The sequence below is a fragment of the Algoriphagus lutimaris genome (assembly GCF_017051705.1).
Taxonomy (GTDB): Bacteria; Bacteroidota; Bacteroidia; order Cytophagales; family Cyclobacteriaceae; genus Algoriphagus; species Algoriphagus lutimaris.
The window spans coordinates 911,123-936,242 of the sequence record NZ_JAFIDJ010000001.1 but is presented as its reverse complement, the minus strand read 5'-3'; the positions used below and the strand labels follow the sequence as shown (position 1 = coordinate 936,242).

At 37.7% G+C, this 25,120-nt stretch carries 16 protein-coding genes and 1 pseudogene; 9 read left to right on the top strand and 8 right to left on the bottom strand.

The annotated features are described in order from the left end of the window. Nucleotides 1-84: 84 nt before the first annotated feature. On the bottom strand, nucleotides 85-996 hold the full coding sequence (locus tag JYB62_RS03825; protein WP_205644105.1) for a helix-turn-helix transcriptional regulator: 912 nt from the start codon (nucleotides 994-996) through the stop codon (nucleotides 85-87). Between the two features lie 438 nt (nucleotides 997-1,434). Between JYB62_RS03825 and JYB62_RS03820 the strand changes: the two genes are divergently transcribed. Then, a complete protein-coding gene (locus tag JYB62_RS03820) occupies nucleotides 1,435-3,021 on the top strand; it encodes a hypothetical protein (protein WP_205644104.1) in 1,587 nt (528 codons plus the stop codon). Nucleotide 3,022: 1 nt separating this feature from the next. On the opposite strand, the gene JYB62_RS03815 is transcribed toward JYB62_RS03820, so the two are convergent. Together JYB62_RS03815 and JYB62_RS03810 are read right to left on the bottom strand one after the other, a co-directional pair. Next, a complete protein-coding gene (locus JYB62_RS03815; protein WP_205644103.1) occupies nucleotides 3,023-3,532 on the bottom strand; it encodes a QcrA and Rieske domain-containing protein in 510 nt (169 codons plus the stop codon). Nucleotides 3,533-3,689: 157 nt separating this feature from the next. Continuing rightward, entirely contained in the window at nucleotides 3,690-4,181 is a 492-nt protein-coding gene (locus tag JYB62_RS03810) for a hypothetical protein (RefSeq protein WP_205644102.1), read from the bottom strand. 1,454 nt (nucleotides 4,182-5,635) lie between these two features. Here JYB62_RS03810 and smc point away from each other — a divergent pair. Further along, nucleotides 5,636-9,175, top strand: coding sequence for a chromosome segregation protein SMC (gene smc / locus JYB62_RS03805; RefSeq protein ID WP_205644101.1), 3,540 nt, complete (start codon nucleotides 5,636-5,638; stop codon nucleotides 9,173-9,175). A 63-nt stretch (nucleotides 9,176-9,238) separates the two neighbouring features. Next, nucleotides 9,239-9,700: pseudogene (gene tnpA, locus JYB62_RS20155) on the top strand (IS200/IS605 family transposase). 340 nt (nucleotides 9,701-10,040) lie between these two features. Here the strand turns inward: tnpA and JYB62_RS03795 are convergent. Beyond that, nucleotides 10,041-10,991 (bottom strand): NmrA/HSCARG family protein, encoded by a 951-nt coding sequence (locus JYB62_RS03795; protein ID WP_205644100.1) that lies wholly within the window; start codon nucleotides 10,989-10,991, stop codon nucleotides 10,041-10,043. 569 nt (nucleotides 10,992-11,560) lie between these two features. Between JYB62_RS03795 and JYB62_RS03790 the strand changes: the two genes are divergently transcribed. Continuing rightward, nucleotides 11,561-13,441 carry an McrB family protein gene (locus tag JYB62_RS03790; protein WP_205644099.1) on the top strand — a complete coding sequence of 627 codons (1,881 nt, stop codon included), beginning with the start codon at nucleotides 11,561-11,563 and terminating at the stop codon, nucleotides 13,439-13,441. Nucleotides 13,442-13,444: 3 nt separating this feature from the next. Next, complete coding sequence (locus tag JYB62_RS03785) at nucleotides 13,445-15,763, top strand: DUF2357 domain-containing protein (RefSeq protein WP_205644098.1); 2,319 nt, start codon at nucleotides 13,445-13,447, stop codon at nucleotides 15,761-15,763. Between the two features lie 1,221 nt (nucleotides 15,764-16,984). Here the strand turns inward: JYB62_RS03785 and JYB62_RS03780 are convergent. The 3 genes from JYB62_RS03780 to JYB62_RS03770 form a co-directional block, all read right to left on the bottom strand. Continuing rightward, nucleotides 16,985-17,395, bottom strand: coding sequence for a hypothetical protein (locus tag JYB62_RS03780; RefSeq protein WP_205644097.1), 411 nt, complete (start codon nucleotides 17,393-17,395; stop codon nucleotides 16,985-16,987). Nucleotides 17,396-17,706: 311 nt separating this feature from the next. Then, nucleotides 17,707-19,371: a hypothetical protein gene (locus tag JYB62_RS03775; protein ID WP_205644096.1), complete on the bottom strand. Its 1,665-nt coding sequence runs from the start codon at nucleotides 19,369-19,371 to the stop codon at nucleotides 17,707-17,709. 412 nt (nucleotides 19,372-19,783) lie between these two features. Next, the gene (locus JYB62_RS03770; RefSeq protein ID WP_205644095.1) at nucleotides 19,784-20,623 is read right to left on the bottom strand and encodes an endonuclease/exonuclease/phosphatase family protein; all 840 of its coding nucleotides are present in this window, start codon (nucleotides 20,621-20,623) and stop codon (nucleotides 19,784-19,786) included. Between the two features lie 137 nt (nucleotides 20,624-20,760). Here JYB62_RS03770 and JYB62_RS03765 point away from each other — a divergent pair, with 137 nt between their 5' ends. Continuing rightward, nucleotides 20,761-21,075, top strand: coding sequence for a hypothetical protein (locus JYB62_RS03765; protein ID WP_205644094.1), 315 nt, complete (start codon nucleotides 20,761-20,763; stop codon nucleotides 21,073-21,075). Nucleotides 21,076-21,234: 159 nt separating this feature from the next. On the opposite strand, the gene JYB62_RS03760 is transcribed toward JYB62_RS03765, so the two are convergent. Next, on the bottom strand, nucleotides 21,235-21,513 hold the full coding sequence (locus JYB62_RS03760) for a hypothetical protein (RefSeq protein WP_205644093.1): 279 nt from the start codon (nucleotides 21,511-21,513) through the stop codon (nucleotides 21,235-21,237). 446 nt (nucleotides 21,514-21,959) lie between these two features. Here JYB62_RS03760 and JYB62_RS03755 point away from each other — a divergent pair, with 446 nt between their 5' ends. The 3 genes from JYB62_RS03755 to JYB62_RS03745 all read left to right on the top strand — a co-directional run bounded on the left by JYB62_RS03755 (nucleotide 21,960) and on the right by JYB62_RS03745 (nucleotide 25,049). Further along, the gene (locus tag JYB62_RS03755) at nucleotides 21,960-22,427 is read left to right on the top strand and encodes a hypothetical protein (RefSeq protein ID WP_205644092.1); all 468 of its coding nucleotides are present in this window, start codon (nucleotides 21,960-21,962) and stop codon (nucleotides 22,425-22,427) included. 5 nt (nucleotides 22,428-22,432) lie between these two features. Further along, nucleotides 22,433-24,286, top strand: coding sequence for an adenylate/guanylate cyclase domain-containing protein (locus tag JYB62_RS03750; protein ID WP_205644091.1), 1,854 nt, complete (start codon nucleotides 22,433-22,435; stop codon nucleotides 24,284-24,286). A gap of 418 nt (nucleotides 24,287-24,704) precedes the next feature. Continuing rightward, nucleotides 24,705-25,049 carry a putative quinol monooxygenase gene (locus JYB62_RS03745; protein WP_205644090.1) on the top strand — a complete coding sequence of 115 codons (345 nt, stop codon included), beginning with the start codon at nucleotides 24,705-24,707 and terminating at the stop codon, nucleotides 25,047-25,049. Nucleotides 25,050-25,120: the final 71 nt, after the last annotated feature.

Below are 25,120 nucleotides of genomic sequence, written 5' to 3'. Positions count from 1 at the left end.
TCATTGTAGTTTTCCCATCCAACCTCCCAATGTAGCTGGAATATTGCTTGACCTTGCGGGGGAAAATGGTTTTTGAGGTATTATTTAATAGGGAGCTCGCTCCAATTGCTCCTTTAAATAAGCCTTCAACTCCTCTCCTTCTTCTACTTTAATTTCACCGGGTAATCCCAATATAAATCTTGCTAAACCAGGCAACTGGGGCACTTCACCTTCAAAGTAATATTGATTCCTATTCTTTACATCCATAAAAGGTCTAGCATTTGGATGTTCCTCCATCATTAACTGATAGGCCTTTTTGGAGAGTTTCAATTTGACCTTAAACCTACTTTTCCCAGAAAAACCAAATAATTGTGCGCCTGGTACCTGATGTTTGCTTTCGAATTTCCAGGGCATGGTAGATATCACCACTTCTCCTATTCGTTCGATTTTAAACACCTTCATGGTTTTACTTTCCGGCTCAAAGGCATGGATGCTTTCATAGGTAGAAGAAAAAGCAACTGGCTCCACCAATCGATCACTGGTCGTATCGCTACTTAAGGAATAATAGTCCTTGAGCCATACCTGTGTTTTACGTTGTATCCCTTTACCCAATTCATCTACAAAACGTCCCAAATTCGCTTTAAATAGCTGTTCGGATCCTTTTTTTACTTCAGACCGCACTTGAAGTTTTTGTAGGATTGAATCATGTAACAAGTTTCCTTTCCCTTGACTTTCTATCATGGATTTCAGCCATTGACTCTCCTCTTGGGAGAAGGTGCCGTAGTTTAGAGTTTGATCAATGCCTGGTCTTTGTTGGATTTTATATTTGCTGAACTCTTTGACAACCTCAAAGCCCAATGCTTCCAACAATTTAAAATATCGATAGATGGTGCGTTCATCCGTCTCCAGTAACTCTGCTAGTCGGTGAACTGGTTTCCCAATATTCCCTTGAAGGAGGTTGATGAGTTTAAATACTCGTAAGATTTTTTGTTGTTCTATTTTTCCCGCTTGAGCCATTGTTCCAAGAATTAGATTTAAAGCTAAAGAAAGCACGCTAAGTGAAAAAGTTTTTGACGGTTATTGTCGAAAGAAAACAATCCCCCTAGCCCCCTTGCTAAGGGGGAGTCGTTCCTACACAAACAATAAGAAAGGATTCATTCAAAGAGTTTACTAAATCCGAATTTTAAAAAAGTATTTTGAATTCTATTCAAGGTCTTTAGACATAAAGTCTTATAAGTTAAACATTTAAATATTTCCTAAAATTGATTTTGGAATTCTTAACTAACTCCCCCTTGCTAAGAGGGAGTTAATTCTGCCCAAAAATTAAAAACTAGCAGACCACTATAATTATTGAATTTTAAATCTCTATCTATCAAACAGTCTATAAAAGGATAAATTCCAATACTTCAATACCTAGGAGCTTTGGTATACAAAATTCCCTATTTTTAGCCCTCCATGAGAACAGTCACCTTACTTACTAATCGACAACAAAACCTACCGCTAATTGTGGGGTTGTTGTTCTTGATTGGATTTTGGTGGGTAGGATTTGATGGGATTACCTTCAGCGATGATGTCTACTACATCTTAGCAGGCAAAAGCTTTTGGGAAGGAACTATGGAGGTCAATTCTTACCATTTTTCCAGTCGATGGGGAGCATATATCCCTGCTGGGTTGTTGAGATACTTCTTTGGACTGGATCCCCATATCATCTCTGGTTATTCTCTGCTTAGCTACCTGATCACTCTTTTCATTTTATACAAGGTTTTACCTGATAAAACCTGGACTTGGCTCCTCACAATTTGGTTTTGTACGCAAGTTTATTTCATGCACTTTATCACAAAAGTGTACCCTGATTCTTCTTTGGTACTGTGGGTCACGATCATACCAGTTGCGGCTATCTATAGGAAACAACAACCTGTCCTAGCAGGATTAATTCTTGTTCTAGCTCTTTTTGTAGGATTTTTGACGAAAGAAACCATTATTTTCTTGGCTCCTTTTGTGATCCTTTTATTCCTCTTCGATCTAAAAAACAAATTCCTTCCTTCCTCTTTCTATATCAGTTTGGTTGCTTCCGGACTAGTTTTGGCTAGCCTTTACCTCACTTATTTTTGGATTCAATTTGGAGATCCCTTCTATAGAATTACATCTATCAATGCGGGACATTATATTTCTGAATACACCTATGCCGATAAAGGTATAGGGGCAATTGTAGAGCGCTTAACCATTACCCCGATTATTACTTTTGTAGAACGTGCTTATTGGCCTTGGTTGATATTTGCGATTCCAGGCATCTATCAAGGATTGAAGTTCCGAATATCTGTTGAACTTGAGTTTGCACTTGCTTTTCTTTGTCTTCTCTTGGGGTTCTGGCTGATGAGTTCAACGCTGGAATTTTATAACCCTATTTATCTCAATCCGAGGCATCTGATCATCCTTATTCCTATCCTTGCCTGTCTCATTACTTTGGGTTGGAATTCTTGGCAAAACTCTAAAAAATGGAAAATTACGTTGATCAGTTTGATTGGCTTAGGGATTATTATTTCTGCCATTCAGGAAGATGCTAAACAAGTGCTGTTTTTAGTTGCGTTGATACCTGTGATATGGATTAAAAAAAGATCGTTCCAATTTGCGCTATTGGGAATAGTCTTGGCCTTACCTGCTTTATTTTCAATTTATTATCAAAAACAATTAAAACAATACCAAAACTTAACTAACACTCTAAATGAATTAACACAAGGTGCTGATGAAGAGAGAATTATAATTACAAATAACTTTATCTATTTTTCCCGTGAAATTTTGTTGCCAGAAAATAAAGTAAGTCAAGAGCGGCTCTTTCCAATAGAGTCTTTACAGGAGCTGAACAAGAAACTTCCAAAGGAAATCGAGGTCTTGATTTATGGGTATTACAAACATGCTTACCCTAAAGAGCAAGCTGATGTGGATCTTCTGGAAAGTTGGCTGAAAATAAAAAACTATCAGTTAGAATCTGAAGAGGAAATCGGAAATCTATGGATCAGAAAATTTCAATTTAATACCCCGTAGTTTACTTGGTAATGGTCAATATATTACCGGAAACTGCCGTCTCATAAACTTTTAAAGGTTGAGTAGCGGGACCTGAAATCACATTTCCTTGTGTATCAAACTTGGATCCATGGCAAGCACAATTGTAGATAGAGTTGGTAAAACTCCAATTGGTATCACAGCCTGAATGAGTACAAACAGAAGTAAGAGCGAAAAACTCATTCCCCACTTTAGAAACCAACGTTTTCCCATTGGTAATCAATAGCCAACCTCCATCGGCATTCAAGTCCTTTTGAATAGTTAAATCAACTGTAATCTTATTACCAGACACCGATATCCCAGTTCCACTTCCAGTACCCGGGTTCGTTGGAGTACCTGTGTTCCCTGTTGGCTCCATATCGTCAGAATTTGAGCAGGAGGTAAAAAACCCGATCCCAAACATAGTAAGGGCAGCTGTCAAGCCAGACTTCTCAATAAATTCTCTTCTTGATTTGGTAAGTTTACCAGATTGATTGGTTGATAATTGATCCATAGTTTTCTGATTTTGTTTAGATATAAACACTTACGATAGCAAGATGTTTTTTGGATCGTTGGAAATAAAAAAAAATTAAAGATTGGATCAATAAGCTTAAAGTCAACCTTTAGGATCTCAATCTTATTATCATCCCAATCCATTGATTGGTAAAATCTTAAAAATGCTTTCTATTTAAAATCTCTGAAAGGACCACTGCATCTTTTACAGACTGCGGGTCTTTCATCAGTTGAGCATATCGATTTACTTTTCGTTCTGGTAATTTATAAGCTTGCTTTCCAATTTCTGAAAACTCTAATTGGGAAATTGGAATTGCCTTCTCTGCTGCAGTTTTTGCTTTTTCATAAGCACCATCGTAATAGGAAATCTCATCATCAGCCTCTTCATACCATTTCTTTTTAACAGGTTCTGGCTTGATTTCCTCAACTTCCACTTGTTGGGCTTTCGGTTGAGGAGCAGGTTTTGGACGATTTGGGTTTTGCGCTTCCCGGATTTCTCGCATCAATTCCTCAAAAGTCGTTGGAGCTTTGGGACTTTCCTTAGATGTTCCTTGTTCCTCCGTTGGCTCTCCTGATTTTTTGTTTTTGCTGATCTGGTAGATAAAATATATTATGACCGCAACGAGATAGATGATGTTTCCTAAATCCATAAGGGAAGATAATATATTTTTTGGAGTTGACAGTTTTTAGCAGGCAGTGACTTAGGAAATCAGAAGGTTGAAACTGAACCAGTGGTCAGTATTCAGTCGCAGTGAGCAGTCGCAGTAGTCAGTAAAAGCAGAAGGCTTAAACCATAAAGCTGAAACAGATCTACAGGTCAATTTTTGAAACACCGAACAACTCCCCCTTGAAGAAGGATCAAAAATGGAAGCAGATTCAAAATACAAAGGGGGCAAGGGGGATTTTGTAGGAAATATGTTTTCATTCACAGCTTGCCTACCAAAGGCAGACTACCGTTGATTGCGAGAGGACCCCAGCGGGGTCTAAGCTTATTAGCCATGGATGAAGCGATTAGCGGATCCCATGGTATAATAGATCAAAAAACCTTTTCCCTTCAGCGCAACAAAGCCTATGGGATTGATAAGATCTCGCTGGAGGACGAAGACGGATTGATTTAGGATTTATGATTTTTGATGTATGATTTAGGTTTCGTGCCGATGGTACTTTTTGAGAGTAAGCAGTTGTCAGCTTTTCAATCTAAGGGAGGCCGAAGCAACATGAAAATCAGAAGGCTGAAAGGGATCATAGTGTTCAGTAGCCAGTGGTCAGTAAAAGCAGAAAGCTTCAATTAGAAAGCTGAAACTGAACCAGTGGTCAGTATTCAGTCGCAGTGAGCAGTCGCAGTGGTGAGTAAAAGCAGAAGGCTTAAACCATAAAGCTGAAACAGATCTACTGGTCAATTTTTGAAATGCCGAACAACTCCCCCTTGAAGAAGGATCAAAAATGGAAGCAGATTCAAAATACAAAGGGGGCAAGGGGGATTTTGTAGGAAATATGTTTTAATTCACAGCTTGCCTACCAAAGGCAGACTACCGTTGATTGCGAGAGGACCCCAACGGGGCCTACATGGGCGAAGCGATTAGCGGAACCCATGGTTTAAAAGATCAAAAACCTTTTCCCTTCAGCGCAACAAAGCCTATGGGATTGATAAGATCTCGCTGGAGGACAAAGACGGATTGATTTAGGATATATGATTTTGATGTATGATTTAGTAGCAATGACGTTTTAATTTCAGTCGAATTCTTTTTATTGATATAATTGGCCACGCACCGTCATTGCGAGCGACGAAGGAGCGTGGCAATCCCGGTATCTTACAATGAGATTTCCTGATAAACACCATGTATTTATTCCAAGGATGTTTCATACGTCGAGATTGCTTCGGTCGTGCCTCCCTCGCTTGCCTGACTCTTGGCAGGCAATGATGAAAAAAATTACGATTTCTAACTTCTCACCACCAACTGGAACTGACCACTGTCACCTGAGACTGCCTACTGTTCATCGAACCCACCTACTGCAATAAAAACATCCTTCAAGATTCCTCAAATCCTTGGACAATCTGCCAAATGATCTTATTTTGTTCCTTATTTCAGATTAATAAAAAAGGATGCTGCTCAGTAAGCTGGAGATCAAGGGATTTAAGAGTTTTGGGGATAAAATGGTGATTCATTTTGATAAAGGAATCACTGGCGTAGTAGGACCAAATGGCTGTGGAAAGTCCAATGTGGTCGATGCCATCCGTTGGGTGTTGGGTGAACAAAAAACCCGAATGCTCCGCTCTGACAAGATGGAAAATGTTATTTTCAATGGCACCAAAAACAGAAAGCCTTCTAACTTGGCCGAAGTTTCACTCACTTTTGAAAATACCAAAAACCTCCTTCCTACCGAATATACCCATGTGACGATTACCCGTCGTTACTACCGCTCCGGGGAAAGTGAATACCAAATCAACGGCGTGACCTGCCGCCTGAAGGATATCACCAACCTGTTTATGGATACAGGGATCAATTCCAACTCCTACGCCATCATCGAACTCAAGATGATTGACGAGTTGTTGAATGACAAAAACAACTCCAGAAGGGATCTTTTCGAAGAGGCAGCAGGGATCTCCAAATTCAAAAACCGTAAAAAAGAAACCTTGCGAAAACTGGATGATACCGATGGAGATCTGGATCGCGTAGAAGACCTTTTATATGAAATTGAAAAGAACTTAAAGAGCTTGGAAAAGCAGGCAAAACAAGCCGCTAAGTACTTTGAGATCAAAAAAGATTATAAAACAGCCAGTATCAATCTGGCCAAAAAAAGTATTGAAAAATACACCAATTCCCTCCTTTCCACCACCAAGGACATCGAGCAGGAAAGCGACAAAAAGCTTCAGTTGCAAACTCAAATTGCGGATCAAGAAGCACTGTTGAATCAATTAAAATCGGATTTGATCAACAAGGAAAAATTACTGGCTTCCCGTCAGAAAACCTTGAATGATCATGTCAACAAAATCCGAACTTTTGAATCGGAGAAAAAGATCAAAAATGAGCGTCTCCGCTTTTTAGAGGATCGATCGCAAAAACTTCGGGAACAAATCGAAGTAGATCGAAAATCCAATGATCGGGCAGGTTTTTCCATTCGTTCCCTGAAACACGAACAGGAGTCTGCAGCCAAAATGCTGGCAGAAAAGGAATTGATTGTGGGAGAACTTCGAGAAGCCTACGAGAACCAAAAGCGAGTCCATACCGAGCATCAAACGAAACAAAAAACCTTAAACGCCACGTTTGAGCGTCTAAAGGAGCGAGTATACCAACTCACCAAGGAACTGGAAATCAAGCAGATTCAACTATCCACCTTAAAACAGGAACTGGAACGAACTTCCTCTGATGATTCTTCCCAGGAAGCCAACTTGGTAGACTTTGAGGAGAAATTGATTTCCCTGAAAGGTGAACTGGACGCTGCTACCCAGGAATACGAAAGTAAGAAAGCCAAGCAGGAAGACCTGGATCAAAAGATAGAAGACACTAATAAGGTCATCGAAATGATCCGGGAGGAATTGACCACTTCTTCCAGAAAGCTGGACTCCAAACAAAACGAATACAACCTCACCAAGTCTTTGGTGGAGAATTTGGAAGGTTTTCCGGAGGCAATCAAATTCCTGAAGAAAAACAACTCATGGGGTAAGGACACCCCGCTCCTCTCCGATTTATTGACCACGGATGAGAAATACCGGGTGACTATTGAGAATTACCTGGAGGGCTATATGAACTACTATGTAGTGGAAACCGAAGCCCAAGCCATCGCTGCCATTCACTTATTAAGTGATGCCGCCAGAGGAAAGGCCAATTTCTTTGTCTTGGAGCATTTTGAACGTTTTAAGCCAAGTCAAACCAAGCTATTCTCCAATGCTATTGCTGCGACTGAGATCATTGAATTTGATGTCAAATACAGTCGGTTGATCAACTTCATTTTGGACAATGTCTACATTGTGGAAGGAGATTACAAGGATTTTCCTCAGGATAATGATTCAGTTTTTATCTCTGAAAATGGAAAGTTCACGAAACGTAAATTCAGCCTTTCCGGAGGATCCGTTGGCTTATTTGAAGGAAAGAGAATCGGTAGAGCCAAAAATCTGGAAAAACTGGACAAGGAAATTAAGGATCTAAACAAAAAGGTTTCTGCTACCCGTAATAATTTGGATCAAAAGCTTTCGGATCTGATGAAGCTGAAAGAAGTCAGCTACAAAAAGGTCTTGGAAGAAAGTCAGCAACAGATCAATGAGATCAACCAGAATTACGTTTCCGTTCGCACCAAAAAAGAACAACTGGCAGAACTACTCAGCTCTAATGCGAATAAGCGCGAGGATATTTTAGACCGTATTGCCAGCTTGGAAGAAAGTTTGACCGAGATTCAACCTCAATTATTCGAGGAAAAAGCTGAATATGAATCTGCTCATGAAGACTTGGAAATCCTAAATGAAAACCTAGAAGAACAGTCCGCTCGATTGACTGAGAAATCCCAGGCATTCAATCAGGAGAACATTCTCTATCACCAGCAACTCAATCGTGTGAATTCCTTGGATCAGGAAATTGAATTCAAGCAGAATGCCTATGAAAGCAGTAAGGAACGAATAGAAAAATCACAGGCGGAATTGAGTTCTTTGGATTCTGAAATCAAAGGTTTACTTCAAAACAACGAAGTCAAAGACGATGAGTTGATTGAATTGTATTCTGAAAAAGAAGGGATAGAACAAGGCGTTCAGGAAGCCGAAAAAGATTATTATGCCCATCGAGGGCTGATCGATGAAACTGATCAAAAAATCCGAAGTCTGCAAAAGAGCAAGGAGATGCATGATGAACACCTGCATGAGCTTCAAAATTCGATCAATGAAATCAAGCTCAAAATGAGCGGGATGAAAGAACGTCTTTCTGTGGAATTTGATTTGGACCTGGATCAGCTGATGGAGGAAAATCCCAAATTGGACGAGGAGTTTCTGGATTTCAAAGAGGATGATTTACGAGAGCTGGTACGCAAGCAAAAAGAGAAATTGGAGAAAATTGGACCGATCAACCCAATGGCTATGGAAGCCTATGATGAGATTAAGATTCGACATGACTTTATTACCACTCAAAAGGAAGATCTGATCAAGGCCAAGGAATCGCTTTTGAATACCATCAAGGAAATAGATCAGGTAGCCAAGGAAACCTTCTTAGATGCCTTTGGCAAGATCAAGGAGAACTTTATCAAGGTGTTCCGTTCCCTCTTTACTGAGCAGGATGATTGTGACTTGACGTTAGTAGACCCAGATAACCCTTTGGAATCTGCCATTGAGATCATGGCCAAGCCGAAGGGCAAGCGCCCATTGACGATCAACCAACTTTCCGGTGGGGAAAAGACATTGACTGCCACTTCCCTACTCTTCTCCATCTATCTATTGAAACCAGCCCCATTCTGTATTTTTGATGAGGTGGATGCCCCATTGGATGATGCCAACATTGATAAGTTCAACCAGATTATCCAGCGCTTTAGTGGAGAGTCCCAGTTTATCATCGTGACCCATAACAAGCGCACCATGGCCAGCACAGATATTATCTATGGCATTACCATGATCGAAGCAGGCGTTTCTAGAGTGGTGCCAGTGGATTTAAGGGAGTTGGCTTAACTATTAAAGGATATTGTTGATAAGAAATTTTTGAATTTTTTGAACTTTAGAAGTTACATTAAAATGGCTGGTACTTTTTCACAAATTTATATTCAGGTTGTATTTGCGGTTAAAGGTCGAAATTCTCTTATTTCTAATAGTTTGGAGGAGGAATTGTATAAATATATCACAGGAATAGTTTCTAATAAAGGTCAGAAAATGCTCGCCATAAATGGAATGCCTGATCACATCCATTTCCTTATAGGTATGAAGCCTAATTGTTGTTTATCGGATTTGGTAAGAGAAATTAAAAAATCTACCAATGATTGGTTAAACTGAAAGTTTCCAAATAAAATCAAATTTCAATGGCAGGAAGGATATGGCGCATTTTCTTATTCGCAATCTTCTTTGAATAATGTGATTGCATACATCCAAAATCAAAAGGAACATCATCAGAAACGATCCTTTCAAGAAGAATACAAGGAGTTTTTAAAGAATTTTCAAATAGTATTTAAGGATGAATATTTATTTGATTGGAATGATTGAAATTCAGAACTGATTCAATGATCATAACAATCAAACGCCTACCATGACCCAGAATGGGTCCAATGTTTATAGTTAATGTCAATTCTTGAAAATGCGACCCCGTCGGGGTCGAATACAATCTCACACCCTATTTCCTATAAACATGAAATCCCTTTGGGATTAAAAGACAATAACTACCTATAAAGAAAATTCATAAAATCCACCCAGATAGGATCCAATGTCCATAAAAATCAATCCGCTATCACGACCCTGAATGTATCATAAAAAATGACTGGCAAGAACCTTCCTAACATTATGAAGTAGAGGAATAGCCTTGCCAGCCTTTAATTTTATCAAACGATTATTCTACCGGAATGCTTGAAGCATTTACAGAAAGCCATTCGTCGAAGTTCTGCAATTCCGGATTTAGCTCCTTAGACACTTCTTCGCTACGTACCGCGTTAAAATCCTCATTAAAATCTCTTTTAAACTGGAACATATTGCCCAAATCATCAGCTCCTGGGAAGCCAAAGCTGCGATACATATCTGGGCTTACATTATTATAAATCACATTGATATCCAATGCTTTTGAAAGTTTTGCAGCCATCTCATCACCACTTAACTTCTCTCCTACAATACCGATAATTTCTCCAACAGCTCCATTACCATTTTTGAATATGCTATAGGCACATTTACCAATATCTTCAGCAGCCATACCACATAGCTTCTTGTCATCCAATGGGAAAGCGATGTAATAGTTTCCATCCTCTCCTTTTTGTGGGCCCATCCCGAAATGGATAAAATTATCCCAGAAGAAAGATGTTCTTAACAAAGTAACAGGTAAGCCAGCATCTACCAGGAGTTGATCCGCAGCACCTTTTCCATCAAAATGAGGCACTTTGTATTTGCCTTGTAGGGTAGGCATTCTGTCGTCATCCAGAGGAATCCAGTTTCTGGTATCTTCCAGCGTAGACCAAATGACATGTTTCAAATTAGCTTCCTTGGCCGCTTTGGCGAAATCAGCTACTTCTTGATATTCCTTTTCGGCTGAAAAATGTTCCCAGAAAAAAGTAACAAAGAAGGCTCCATAAGCTCCCTCAACCGCCTTTTTAACGCTTACAGCATCATCAATATCTGCTTCTACGATTTCGGCTCCTAATTCGGCCAAAGCTTTTGCTTTGTTAGAATCAGCATTTCTGGTAACTGCCCTCACTTTAAATTCTGAGTTGGAATCAGATAAAATAGCTCTTGCAAGCCCTCCACCCTGTGCTCCAGTGGCACCAAATACTGTAATTATTTTAGATTCTGTCATGGTTAAAGTTTAGTTGTTTTTACTCTTAAAAATTAAAGTGTCGCCCCGTTTTCTTTGAGTGGTCGTTGCACACCACGGTTTATTGTTTGGGAATGGCTGATAATTTCTTAATCGGCACAAAAGAGGATTCACCAAGTGGGGCAAAAAAAGGAGGTTTCCCACTCTATAAAACGAATTTAAACACCTCATTTACTTACCCTTACCCGCTAAACAGTAAAGAAAGTTTAAGGTACAAATTTATAATGACATAAAGGCTGAAGGTTCTAGAGAGGTGGAATTGGATTGAAGGAGTTAATTAAAAGGAAATCCGAGTGATTATATTTGAAATAGTAACTAATTTTTAGTTTTTCTGATAAATGGACCTTAAGTTTTTAGGTTTCCATATATCTTTAAGCTTGTTGAAAAAAAAGATGACTTTTCATCATCTCTCAACACAAGCAAATCCTAGCCAGCACGGATATTATCTATAGTATTACCTTGATTGAAGCAGGAGTTTCTAGAGTGGTGCCTGTGGATTTAAGGGAGTTGGCTTAAGGTAATCCACTTTTTAAAAACTTTTATAAAATATTATGGGACAGTCTTTTTCTAGAGATGAATTAATTAAAGCAATTAGAGAAATAAATAATAATCCCGCACTTAAAAAGGGACGACATTCATCTACCTACGATTTGATTTATGAAGAAAAAAAATACCCTCCAATTTTAGTTCTTTCGATTGCAAATCAACTTAAAGGTGGGAAAGATTTAACATTAGAAGACTTTGGAAATAATGTCGAAATCCCTTTTAAAATTCTTACCGAGAATGATTTTTTAATCCAACCAAAAAAATACATTAAACCAGAAACCATGAATATTTGGATTGAAAAAACTATTGTGAAGGATCGACCTGATAGAACAAAAGGTGATCGTTCTTTAGGAAAAGCATTGTGGTCGCCAACAAAAGATAAACGAGGTGCTGATATTTATAAAAACATGAGGTTGGTTCGGGAAGGAGATATCATCCTCCATTTGGTGGATAATAAGGCTTTTATCGGTCAAAGTGTGGCGAGTTCAAACGTTATTGAAACCAAAGGAATTGAAGGAACTAATTGGGAGGGTCCGGCATATTTAATCCCATTAAAGCAATTCCAGATTTTTGAGAATCAAATTCATCGAAGTCGAATTCTAAATGATTTGAATGCAAAGGTTTTACGAGAAATATCTGAGGATTCAGAGGTTTTTTACACTTCCAATTTAGAGTTGAGACAAGGAGCTTATTTGACACCTTGTCCGGAAAGACTCTATCGACTAATTAAAGGAGAAAAAATCAATGCAGAATACGATAAATCACAGGAGGAGTTTGATTTGAATGCATTTCATTCCTATTTAAAAAAAGGAAAATTAATATTTGAAAAGAAACTGGTGACAAGATTCGTTGGATCATTAATGGCTAAATCATTCTTGATTCTCACAGGCCTTTCTGGTTCCGGAAAAACCAAACTTGCACAAGCTTTTGTAAAATGGATATGTGAAGCAAAAAATCAATATAAAGTTGTTCCTGTTGGTGCTGACTGGACCAATCGCGAACCACTATTAGGTTACCCAAATGCACTTGATAGAAAAGAGTATGTAAAACCAGAAAATGGTGCTTTGGATCTCTTTATTGAAGCAAATGAAAATCCAGACCTCCCATATTTTTTGATTTTAGATGAGATGAACCTAAGTCATGTTGAAAGATACTTTGCTGATTTTCTAAGTGTTATGGAGTCGGGTGAGAAAATTCCAATACATAAAGAAAATAATCCCATCAGCGGAATTAATTCAAAAATAGATTTACCTAAGAATCTTTTTATTATTGGCACTGTAAATATTGATGAGACCACTCATATGTTTAGCCCCAAAGTTCTGGATCGGGCCAATACTATTGAATTCCGGATTACTCCTGAGGAAATGAACTCTTTCTTGGATCAAGTCGGAGAAGTAAACATTGAAGAACTAGAATCGAAAGGTGCAAAAATGGCATTTAGCTTTTTGGAAAAGGCCATGGATAAATCAGTTCCTTCAAAGGGAATGGAAGTGGTCAAGCAAGAATTGGGTAATTTCTTTGTTGAACTGAAAAAAGTAGGAGCCGAGTTCGGATATCGACCAGCCACGGAAATTCTCAAACTAATCGACCGCTTGGGTAAGATTGACATGAACTTGGATGAAGATGCTAAGTTGGATATCGCTATTGTCCAAAAACTACTTCCCAAACTGCACGGATCAAGACGAAAGCTTGCACCTGTTTTAACTGCTCTAGCTAATCTTTGCGTGAAGGATTCTAGCAAAACAGAGAAAGAAAATGTTTCTATTGAAAACAAGGTTTTTGAAGTGGAAAAGGATCAAGTTAAGTATCCAATTTCCTACGAAAAGCTTTCTAGAATGCACAAGGCAGCTATTGAAAACGGTTTTGCCAGCTTTGCCGAAGCGTAGCCTATGCCAGCTACCTCCAACATATTGATTGATCTGTCTGATGTAGAAAAAGCATTGGCTCTTGAAATCCTTGAAAAACAGGTAGGGACTCTTTTTGATGAGAAACAGGAAAGTTTGGAAAACAATGAAGCCAGGTATCAAATTCTAGAAGGTTGCTTCTATGATTATGAACTCAGTGATCCTGACTACTATTTAGAATCTATTCAAGGAAACATAATCCAACCACATAGAAAGCATCCCAATATGGGAAGTTTGGCTCCAAATATTTATGTGGGGACTCTATATTTAAACCTTTTGAAAAAAGGCATTGACCTCCCAATAAAGAAAATTCCTTTAGAGGTCAGATCGAGGAAAACCGGCTATCGGGATGATTATCGGGATATGCTGGAATACATCACAGAGAAGTGTACTGATCTTCTTTTACAGACTAATTCTCCTGTCACTCAAAACTTTGAGACGAATTTTGAAAAAGATATTCCCGAGGCTGTACTTTACCAGCGCTTTATCTTTTTGAAGTCGATTATAGGGACATCAGAATTTCATGAGGCATTGCACCGAATCGTTTCATTTCCCAACACCAAATGGGAGGAAGATACAGAACTCAAGGATGTACGAAATGTGCGACGTTTTTCAAGAAGTGCAGTAGCTGAACTCATCAAAGGCAAAAATCGGATAAAGATTCCTTCGTCTCACCTCTTGTCTGGATTTGGTTTAGATTCTTTTCCTTCAAAAATACTTTCTTCCAGAAAAGTAGATTCACTGGATACTCAGGAGAATCGATTTATCAAATACGCCTTGGAAACCTTTTTAAGGTTTTGTGTTGAAATTAACTCTAAAGCAAGAAAGCTTAACGCACAAAGTCAGCTTGTCAGAGAATCAGAAAGATTAATTGCCGAATTGGAAAACCATTTGCACCATACTATTTTCTCTGAAATCTCCGCCCCCCATTTATTGAAATTAAACAGTCCTGTTCTTCAAAGAAAAGAAGGATACCGGGAAATTTTGCGAGTTTGGCTAATGTTTGACCTAGCTTCTAAATTAATCTGGAAAGGAGGAGAAGATGTGTATGAAGGAGGCAAAAAAGACATTGCAACTCTTTATGAATATTGGCTATTCTTCAAGTTGCTAGAAATCCTTCAACATCTATTTGATATCGAAGCCAAGCAATTGGAAAAATTGATAACTATTAAAGACGAAGGATTAAATATTAATCTGAAACAGGGAAAATTCACTGCTTTAAAAGGGATTTTCAACTCTGGAAATCGCAAGTTTCATGTTAAGTTTAACTACAATCGGTCATTTCAAGGAAATAACGAATACCCAAAATCAGGCAGTTGGACTACTACCCTACGTCCTGATTATACCCTTTCCGTCTGGCCATTTGGAATAAATGAACTTCAGGCAGAAAAAGAAGAACTAATTGTTCACATACACTTTGATGCTAAGTATAAAGCGGATAACATTTTTCAAATGACCGATCAGGAAATTGGCTTGGAGGAAGAAAAAAAAGCAAATAGAAGTGGTATTTATAAAAATGCCGATCTCTTGAAAATGCATGCTTATAAAGATGCAATTCGAAGAACTGGGGGAGCTTATGTTTTGTACCCAGGAGCTATCCCTATTGAAAGAAAGGGATTTCATGAGATTATTCCAGGTTTAGGTGCATTTCCTGTTCGACCTTCAAAGCAGGATGATGGCACTAAAGAACTTGAAACCTTTATCAAAAAGGTTATTAATCATTTTATTAATCGTTCATCTCAACGGGAAAAAATTGCCTTAAAATCCTATGAGATCTATAAAAATGCACCAAGTGATGATGATCACTTAAATGAATTTCTTCCTGAGCCTTTTGGTGTCAATCGATCTTTAATACCAGATGAAACATTTGTTTTAGTAGGATATTTTAAATCTATTGAACATTTGGAATGGATTGAAACTGAAAAGAAATATAATTTTAGAACTGGTACAGGAAATGGATCACTAGTTTTGGATTTTAAAACTATATCTGCAAAATATTTACTTCTACACACAAAAGGAGATAAAGATTCGAGTCGTTTATGGAAAATCGTTAGTAAAGGACCAAAAGTCTATTCGATAAAAGATTTAGATAAGGGAAAAACCAAATATCCCAAAGATGAATCTTCAGGAAAGAATAAGGAGAAATTCTATTTAGTAGTTGAATTAGAACAAATAACAGATCCAGAGCTTCTTGGAATAAATTGGGATTTCAAATCTTTAAAAAACTACAAAACGAAAAACCAATCAGGGAAACCCTATACAGCAACACTTTCAGAATTATCAAAAGTTAAAATTATTTTGTAAGATTCAGAAGTACCCCTCCCCACCTCGGAGGTACCCCCTAGGGGGGCAAAGGATAACTGGCTACCTAATTTGGAGAATTGGTTAGCTAATTTGGTTAACTGATTTCTCTTTTAGCCTAGTTGGGTATTCTTATAGCATACTAGGTGATCCTTTTTGAATAGCTAGTTACTCTTTAAAATAGACTAGATCATCTTTTAGAATAGATCGTTCACCTATTTAACAAAGGCCCTATTCTCAATACCCTGCTTGTTGGTCGTTGGAAGTACCGAATTGGTAGATTTGTTTAAAAGCCGATATGATCCTTGTAGTTAAGCCTATTCCAACAAGAGTTGATTTCTTGAAAAGGTTGATTGAATTTTAATTGAATTGACCAGGGTCATCCTGATAATGACAACAGAATAATTTGTTAAAAAAAGGATTGATTCAGTTTTAAATTTCACAATCCACCCTTACTGGTATTTAACTTCTACGTCCTTTTTCCTGTAGGTGAAAAAGGACCAAAAAACCCACCGCTGTCCATTTTTGGGTTAAAATCAATTTTCTCCCCAAACGTCGGCAAACTCCTCAATTTTACATTAAATCTTGCCAAATTATGATGTTAAGGATAGCAAATTTTTCGTCAAACAAGCCTCCTAATTACCACCCTCACAATTGATTTCTTAACACCCAAAATTGGAAGGCGGGTCCAACCTAAAATCTTTAAATATCACATGAAATATCAATTGACGATTTGCTTTGAAGTGGCTGGTGACAGATTGGAGTCAATAAGCGTTAAGAAAATCGGCTAGTTCCGAACTTGTTCGGAAATCCGTTGATTTTTAGCGTTTGACCCAATCTGGCAGAAAATGTCCGAAGGCATTTTCAAGCCGATTCAGGCAAAAGACTCCCGATAACTATCGTGGAGGGGGACTTTTGGTATTTCAAAAGTGCCAAACATAAAAAAACCTGTCATTCCCTTTTTGGGTTTTCGATGAATATTAAAGACCCAAGCTGACAATTAATCGACTTTTGAGACTGCCTCTACCGTTGAAAAGGATGATTGGATTTTAATTGAATTGACCTGCATCACCATCTAAAGGAAGCTTTGATACTAAGGCATAAAAAAACCGGATCTAATGACCAGGTACAATTGGGTATTGTAGTAGATTCTCTCTAGGCTTCTGCTTCTGGTTTTCGTTTGCCCTGCCTTTCGAAACGCATCTTCAGGTCATCGTAAATTCCCTAAGCATTTGGGGCCCGCATTCTGGCGGCAATTTTCACCGAATTGTAATAGGCTAAGGAAGCTTCATACACCTCCGAACCAGCAAGCATCATCGTGTCATTCAAATCATTGCAGAGCAACATGGCAGACTTATAAACACTATCCATCTTCTTGTTTGATTTCCAGTCCTTTTGCATTTCTTCCACCGGAACAAAACGAGGCAAAAAGGAAGGTTCGGTTGGTACATAATCCATGAACTTCTCCACAAAAGGTCGGGTGCCATCTGACATCTTCGAAAGGATCATTCGTTCCTTCGGTGTCAACGCAATTAAATAGGGAGCTAAAATTTCCCTAGCGGTGTTGATGGCATCAGCTGCCGCCTGAAGATCCGTCTCTGGGATCGTGATTGAGATTTTGTTTTCAATCGCCATAATGAAAAATATTTAAGTGTGAATTAAAGAATAACTAAAAGTAATTAAGGTTTTAAATCAATAAAACCAAATAGTTAGTAGAACATAATTAAGGTCTTAGGGATAAGAAGTTTATTAAAAAATTGACAGAGTTAAAATCTCCTATCCTCTTTATTACCAGAGCTTAAATTCCTCAGGTTGACATCCTCTTGTACAAGCCAAATAAAAAAAAGACCGAAGGAGAAAATCCCCTAACCCTCCGCCACAACGGAGGGTGTTTAATCCGAGTGGTCTTTGTGTTCTCTTTATTGCTTTGATCAAAAAAATTAAACCTACTTCTCTACCAAAATCTTGAGAATTTCAGTTCGATTTCCAGATCTAACCTCCAAAAAATTAAGTCCATTGGGTAAGCTCCCGACTATTTCAGCCAATTTTCGATTCATTTCCGCTTCACCATAAGCCTTGTAATGTTGGCCCAGAGAAAATTGAGAGAAAACCCGGAATTCGATGGGTTCAGTCAACTTTACATTTCCTAGATTGACCTTAAGTGATTGACCTTTATTCGGATTTGGATAAGCATACCATTTAGCTGCGATCGTGTTGTCAGTAATAGGCAAAACCGACATAACATTGCCAAATGAATAATCTTCATTTGAGTCCACATGCCGAATCCGATAATACAATCGCTCACCAGTAATTGGAAATTTTTCATCTTTAAACTGGTAGGAAACATTATTCTCGGAAAAACCAACTCCTTTTACTACCCCGATTTTTTCAAAATTATCAACACCATTAATCGACCTTTCTATTTCGAAATGACCATTTTCCATTTCTTTGGTAGTAGTCCAATGAAGGACTATGGTTTTACTATGCTTATTATAATCAAGTTTTTCATCTATAAACCCAATCGGCAAAGTTCTAAAACACCAATCTCCAGTGGAAGAATCCCAGTAATTCTGATCACTTATTATAGTATATCCCGCTGTACATCCTGCAACGTTAGTATCGATACTAGAAACAGTAGTTCCACACTTAACATATTGAGGCGTTCCTGAGATTTTTGTAAAGGTTTGATTATTAAAATGGGAATTGGAATACAACCAAAAGCGAGGTTCGCCGGAAATATTAACAGATTTCGAATTTGTGTTCCCCCAGTTTTCAAATATGGTCGAGCCACTCAAATTAAAGGACTTAATATTGAGAGTGCCATTTGCTTCTACTGCTACATAAGAATCACCCGCTATAGTGATTCCACTACAGACATTGGACCTACCAGTTCCTTTAACCAGTAGCGCGTTTTTCAAACTAATATCAGAAGCTGTAAAACCTGGGTTGCCGGCATCAAGCGAAAAATTTGAAACTTCGAAAAGTCCTTCGACTACTACCTTATTAGAATTTCCATTTAAAAAAGCCATGGTATCGAAGACTCTCAAAACCCCCAAAGGATTTATATGGAAAAGGATCCCCTCATATTGGCTGCTAGTTGGGTGTATAATATTATAACTTTCTACTACTATCCTATCTTCAATATAAAATTTTGCCTGTTTTACATAATATATATTTAACAGATTGACCAAAGCATTACTGGTTCCTGATGACTTTAAAAATCTCACAGTAGCTCTTTCCAGTAAAAAAAGATTTCTCGGAGTGGTAAGTGAGACGTTATCTCCTAGAAATATTTTGTAATCCGGCCCTAAAAATCCAAAGTCAAAACCCGGATCAATAAGCAAATTATGATTGATATATACTTTTACTTCACAGTAGTTCTTGAAATTATTATAACCAGGTAAGCTTGCACTTGACACCAATGGCGGATACAGGCTAGTTGAATTATTTGAACAGCCACTGATATTTACTTTGTCCCAGCAATTTCCATCCGTCCACCTCGATGTGCAATTAGCCTTACTAGGATTATAGGTATAGGTCTGGGCATAAATATTTCCGCCAAAAAAAAGTAGCGCAAGAAAGATAAGATATGTCAGAAATATACTTTTCATTTTTCTCTGGAAGAGATCTCAAATGCTTGATTTTAAATGAAATGCTTTTTATAAGCAAAGAACTACATGAATCTGTATTTATTATATTTTTCATATGTTTTATTGTACTATTTTAATAAAAATAACCTGATTTACAAAGTGAAAGGACATTTTTCTCATATGGATAATATTGCTCCATATGTCTATTAAAGAATTAGATGTAATGTGTTTTCAAACCTTATCCGAAGGTTAGTTAGCAGAATTTCTAATCTATGAGATGCGGTGGGCGGAAGTGACCACGGGCCGGCGGTACGATGTGGAGAGAAGTCCACGATAGCAGCTACCTGTTTTGGCGACAAGACAACTCCCGATTAACGCCAATCCTGCCAAAACCCAATGATTTGACATTACCCCGGCTCTATCAAGAATAAATTCATTTAAAATTAACCGTCGCTACCACTGGTAAGTGATCCGAAGGATAGCGTTGATTTAAGGCATCGGTCAAGACCGCATATTTGGATACCTCAAAATCATCACTGACAAAGACATAATCGATTCGGCTTTTCATAGGGGCAGTAAAAACAAATTGATTGGTTGTTCCCACAGGTCCATAAGGTGGTAGTTTGGATACCTGATAGGAATCCTGCAGCAAGGTTGATAGGGAGATGATTTGTTCGGTATCCGGAGTGGAATTAAAATCCCCAGTACAGATCACCGGCTTTCCTTGGGCAATTTCCTGGATTTTTTTCACCATCAACTTCCCCGATTCTTTTCTGGCAATGACTCCCTGATGATCAAAATGGGCATTGAATACATAAAACTCTTTTCCACTTTCCAAGTCTTTGAATAAGCCCCAGGAAGCAATTCGATTACAACAGGTGGCATCCCAACCCAACCCGGGTTCCTCTGGATTTTCCCGTAACCAAAAATCGCCTGATTCCATCACTTCAAATCGGTCGGTCTTATATAAAATAGCAGAATGCTCCCCTCCTTGCTTCCCATCATCTCGACCCGCACCGATAAAGGCAAAGCCTGGCATTTCCAATAGGTCATTTAATTGATGGGTAAATCCCTCCTGAGTTCCTATGATGTCAAAGTCATGGTATTGGATCAAGGCTTTGACCATTTCTTTTCGGTTCGGCCAAGCATTGACCCCATCATTAGGTGTGTCCATTCTTAAATTAAAGCTAGACACCTTGATGTCTTTGACTTCTTGTCCAAATGTGCAGGTGCACAGGAAAAATGCGATTAACGCAATGAGCTGTTTTTTCATTCTAATTTTTTTAAAAGTTCCCTTGAAATACCAATTAAACAAATCTGGAGAAAACCATTGATAAATTAGTTTAGAAATCCGTCTCCAATTGTCTTTCTCCCGTATCCTAACTAGCTTTAATTAAACCAGAAAACCCAATGAGCCTAAAAATTATTATCCCCACAGACCCGGTCGTACGTGTTGAAATCCCAAGCGACTACCCTATTCCTCCCATTGGAGAAGAATTTTATATTCGTTTCGAAACCTTTGTGACTGATCCCAAAGAATGGGAACGTGTCAAACGTATTCTTGAAAAGGATGCTCTAACGGTAGAAAAAGTCGAGGACAATAAGGTATATCTGTACATAGGTCAGAAAGCAGATTTACAAGGGACCATTGAAAGCGACGAATACATGCCTTCCATTGTACAGTATTGGGAAAAACACCCGGAAACGAAGCCTGATCCATTCTAACAGTTTCAACTAACCTTCCCAACCAACGATCAGGAAAGCTGCTGAATTTTGAACCTGCAATGAGCTCAGATTTATGATGTCCCTAGAATACTTGGAAAAAAAGAAAAGGGAGCAATACACCAATGTGTAACTACTCCCTTGTCTGAATGAACTTTATTTTTATGGTCTTTCTTCCTGTAATGCTTTCAGGTTGTTCGAGGTGTAGAATTGATCCCGATATTCCTGAAATTTTTCTTCCAACTCAGTAACCAAACCAAGATTGGTATCTACTGCAAAAAATATATCTGGTAATTTTTCTTCCAAAATCTTCACTCCCAGATTAATATTATCCGCTTCAATTTTGGATATTTTCTTTAGGACAGAAGTTTGACTGTTTCTCAAATCCTCAAATTCCCTCAGGATTTTATCCATCATATCCAGTTTCTCTAATTTATCCATGGTTCGTTTATTTTGGGTTTAGTTAAATCGCTTATTCTTTAAAATACGAATTTTTGCTGGGGCTGACAAAAATATAGCCTCCAGCTAAAGTAGAAGGCTATGCATAGTTTCGATAATACTATTGAAACACAAAACATTTAAATAGAAATGAAGCTTTAGCCCATTCCTATCAAAAATTCACTCCCTTGTACCAGGCTTTAGTCAAATTTTCTAATTTTTCTTTTATCTCTAATTAGGTTCTAATTTGAGAACCAAATTCCCATTGAGAGCTTAGGTTTTTTAGTAATTTCTGCAAAAATACAACCTGCATTTTTCCAACATCGTAAAGATAATTTTTGTATCTTAAGTGTCTATTTAAGAGACATTTGCTGTATTTGATTTTTACTTAATCTACAGATTAATACACATTCTTTTTCTATTTTTTTCAACCTAAAATTTTAACTATTATGTCCACTTTAGAGCTAAATCAGCTTACTCAAGCTAGTAATATCATCACCATTACAGTTCAAGTTGCCGAATTATTCACTTCCCCTTATCCTCCTGAAAACAACGATGCAATAAACAATTACACTAAGTTGAGCAGTGGTGGAAATACTCTTGAATACGGAGAACCAAAAGACTCATATATTACTGACATCGTAAAAAATGGGGCCTTACTTTGGAAGATCAAATTTGAGGATAATACCCAACAAAGAAATTATAGCTTGGACCTTGTTTGTATTGCAGAAAAGAAGTCCAGCGCTTACGAATTTTTTGACTTTGACCCGCTTCTACCTCTGGGTAATATCATCTTGGCAACTCCTACAAAAGGCAATATCAATGACATCTATCAATACAACATCATATTTACCATCACAGATAGTTTTAGAAACCTCCAATCTTATGTAATTGACCCTCAACTTAGAATGACCTAATAGCCATGTTCAAAGCTTGGTGTTACGTTTTCATTTCTCTTTTATTCCTTTTCCATAAAGGGGTAACAGCTTTTGCACAAGATCAGGCAAAGGCAGATAGTTTGGTAAAGGTTTATGAAAGTGGAGTATTTCAGGATGAACTCTTCCTGCTATATGAGATAGCCATTTCACAAACGAACCCAGACGATATACTTCATTACGCTAATTTACTGATTGACAAAGCTTCCAGTTGGGGTACAGAAGAAACCTACTTGGTTAATGGGTATTTACAAAGAGGAAATGGATATAAGCTTCAGGGAAAATATTCAGAGGCCTTGGAGGCTTATTTTCATGCGGTTGAATTGGCTCAACGATATAAAATAGAAGATCGAGTTGGGGTGCTATTTATCAGTATAGGAGATACCTATTCTACCTTAAAAAACTATGAGACTGCTGACAATTATTATGAGCAAGGGATACAGGCTATTCGAAATTCGAATGATTCATTACGCTTAGCCACAGCCTTATTGAATGATGGAGATCGATATTTTTATACAGAAGAATTCCCTAAAGCCATGCTCCGTCTGGAAGAGGCTAAGTCCATTTTTAGTAATCTCAATTATGAAATAGGCTTTGCATATGCTCTTGGTAACCTAGGAATGGTTTATTCTCAACTTCAAAAGTACCAACAAGCAAAAGAGAATTTAAATCAAGCTATTCAAATCCTGTATTCAAAAGAAGACTACTATCCTATTTCAGTCTATTATCTGTACCTCTCGAAAATCAATTTAAATGAAAATGACTTTGAAAATGCATTTATTAATGCCCAAAAAAGTTTAAATCTTGCTGAGAAATATCACCTAATGAAGGAGACTACTGATGCAAGTCAGATGCTTTTCGAGCTTCATAACCAATTTGGTGATCGGGATTCTGCTTTATTTTATCATTTAAAATACATCGCTGCCAGAGATAGTGTCAGAAACCTTCAAGCAGTTGAAGAAATCGCTGAAAAAGCCAAAAATTTTGAAGTCAATCAAAAGCAGATGGAATTAAATCTTGCGAATCAAAAATACCGAAATCAAAAGATCATGATTTTTTCCACTGCAATCGCACTTATTTTTATTGGGATCTTAGCAGGCATACTCTACAGGAATAATTCATTTATCCGTAAAACGAATCGGATTATTGAAAATGAGCGTAGTAAATCAGATCATTTACTTAAGAACATTCTGCCTGAGGAAACTGTAAATGAATTAAAAGAATTCGGGAAAGTAAATGCAAAGCGCTTTGATGCGGTTTCGGTGATGTTTACAGATTTTAAAAACTTCACCAGTAATGCGGAACATTTAGCTCCAGAGGATTTGGTGAAGAGTCTGGATTATTATTTTTCGTATTTCGACCAAATTGTAGAAAAGTATAAGCTAGAGAAGATCAAAACCTTAGGTGACTCCTATATGTGTGCCTCCGGGCTTCCTTTTCCTCAAGAAGACCATGCAGAACGAATTGTTTTAGCAGCCATGGAAATGTTCAAGTTTGTTGAAAAAGCAAAGCAAATTGAGGAAGAAAAGCGGATCCGCTTTGATATGAGAATTGGAATCAGCTCTGGTCCAGTAGTGGCGGGTATAGTGGGAAGTAAGAAATTTGCTTATGATATTTGGGGGGACACGGTGAATTGTGCCTCAAGAATGGAATATTACTCTGGGATTGGAAAGATTAATATCACAGAATATACCTATGAATTGATTAAGGATAAATTTCTCTTCTCAGATCGAGGGGAAATTTATGTCAAGAATAAAGGCAAAATGAAAATGTATTTTGTTGAAGGAATGGTGGATAGTGAGCATTCAGAAGTCGAAGTAAGCAGTCGGGAGTCTGAGTGAGCGGGTTTTAGTAGTAAGTGGTCAGTGGTCAGTAATCAGTGAGCAGTTTTAATGTAAAATTTAAAATGTTTAGTTATCTGTAACCATAATTCAATATCGAACTAACTCCCCCTTGGAGTAAATTTTTTATTGAATAGTAAATATTCATAAAAGGGGGTTAGGGGGATTTGGTGCAGTTTTTTAACAATTAGTGATCAGTAATCGGTGATCAGTATTTGATGATCAATCAGCAGTTCAGGAAGAAGAAGACTAGAAATTCTAAAGTCTCAAATCAGCAACCTGAAATAGATTTAGTGTTCAGTAATCAGTGATCAATGGCCAGTTTCAGAAAGATTCATTCCATGATGTAAACCCTTAATACCTATAGGTTTTACCTCTTATTTTCAATAACTTATACTAACCCAAATTCTAAAGCACTATGAAAAAAATTCAGTTTTACGCCCAGTTTAAAATTCATCCTGGAAAAGAAGATGCGTTTAAGGATTTAATCCCACAATGTATTGAACATGTTAAGGTAAATGAGACAGGTGTTGAGAAATATGAATGGTATTTTAACTCTTCAGGCACGGTATGTCATGTATTAGAAACTTATACCAATTCCAAGGCCTTATTAACCCATGTAGCAAATATGAGTAAGCTACTTGAAAAGGCTCTATCTATGGCTGATTTTGAAGGAAATATTTATGGAAACTTATCTTCCGAATTACAGGAAATGATCAGCAAAATGCCTATCACGCATTTTTGTTTCTATCAATCCTTATAAAGCTGGACAATACACCCATCCTTAACACTTAAGAAAGTTAGATTGCTGACTCTTCTTTAGGACTTTCTTGC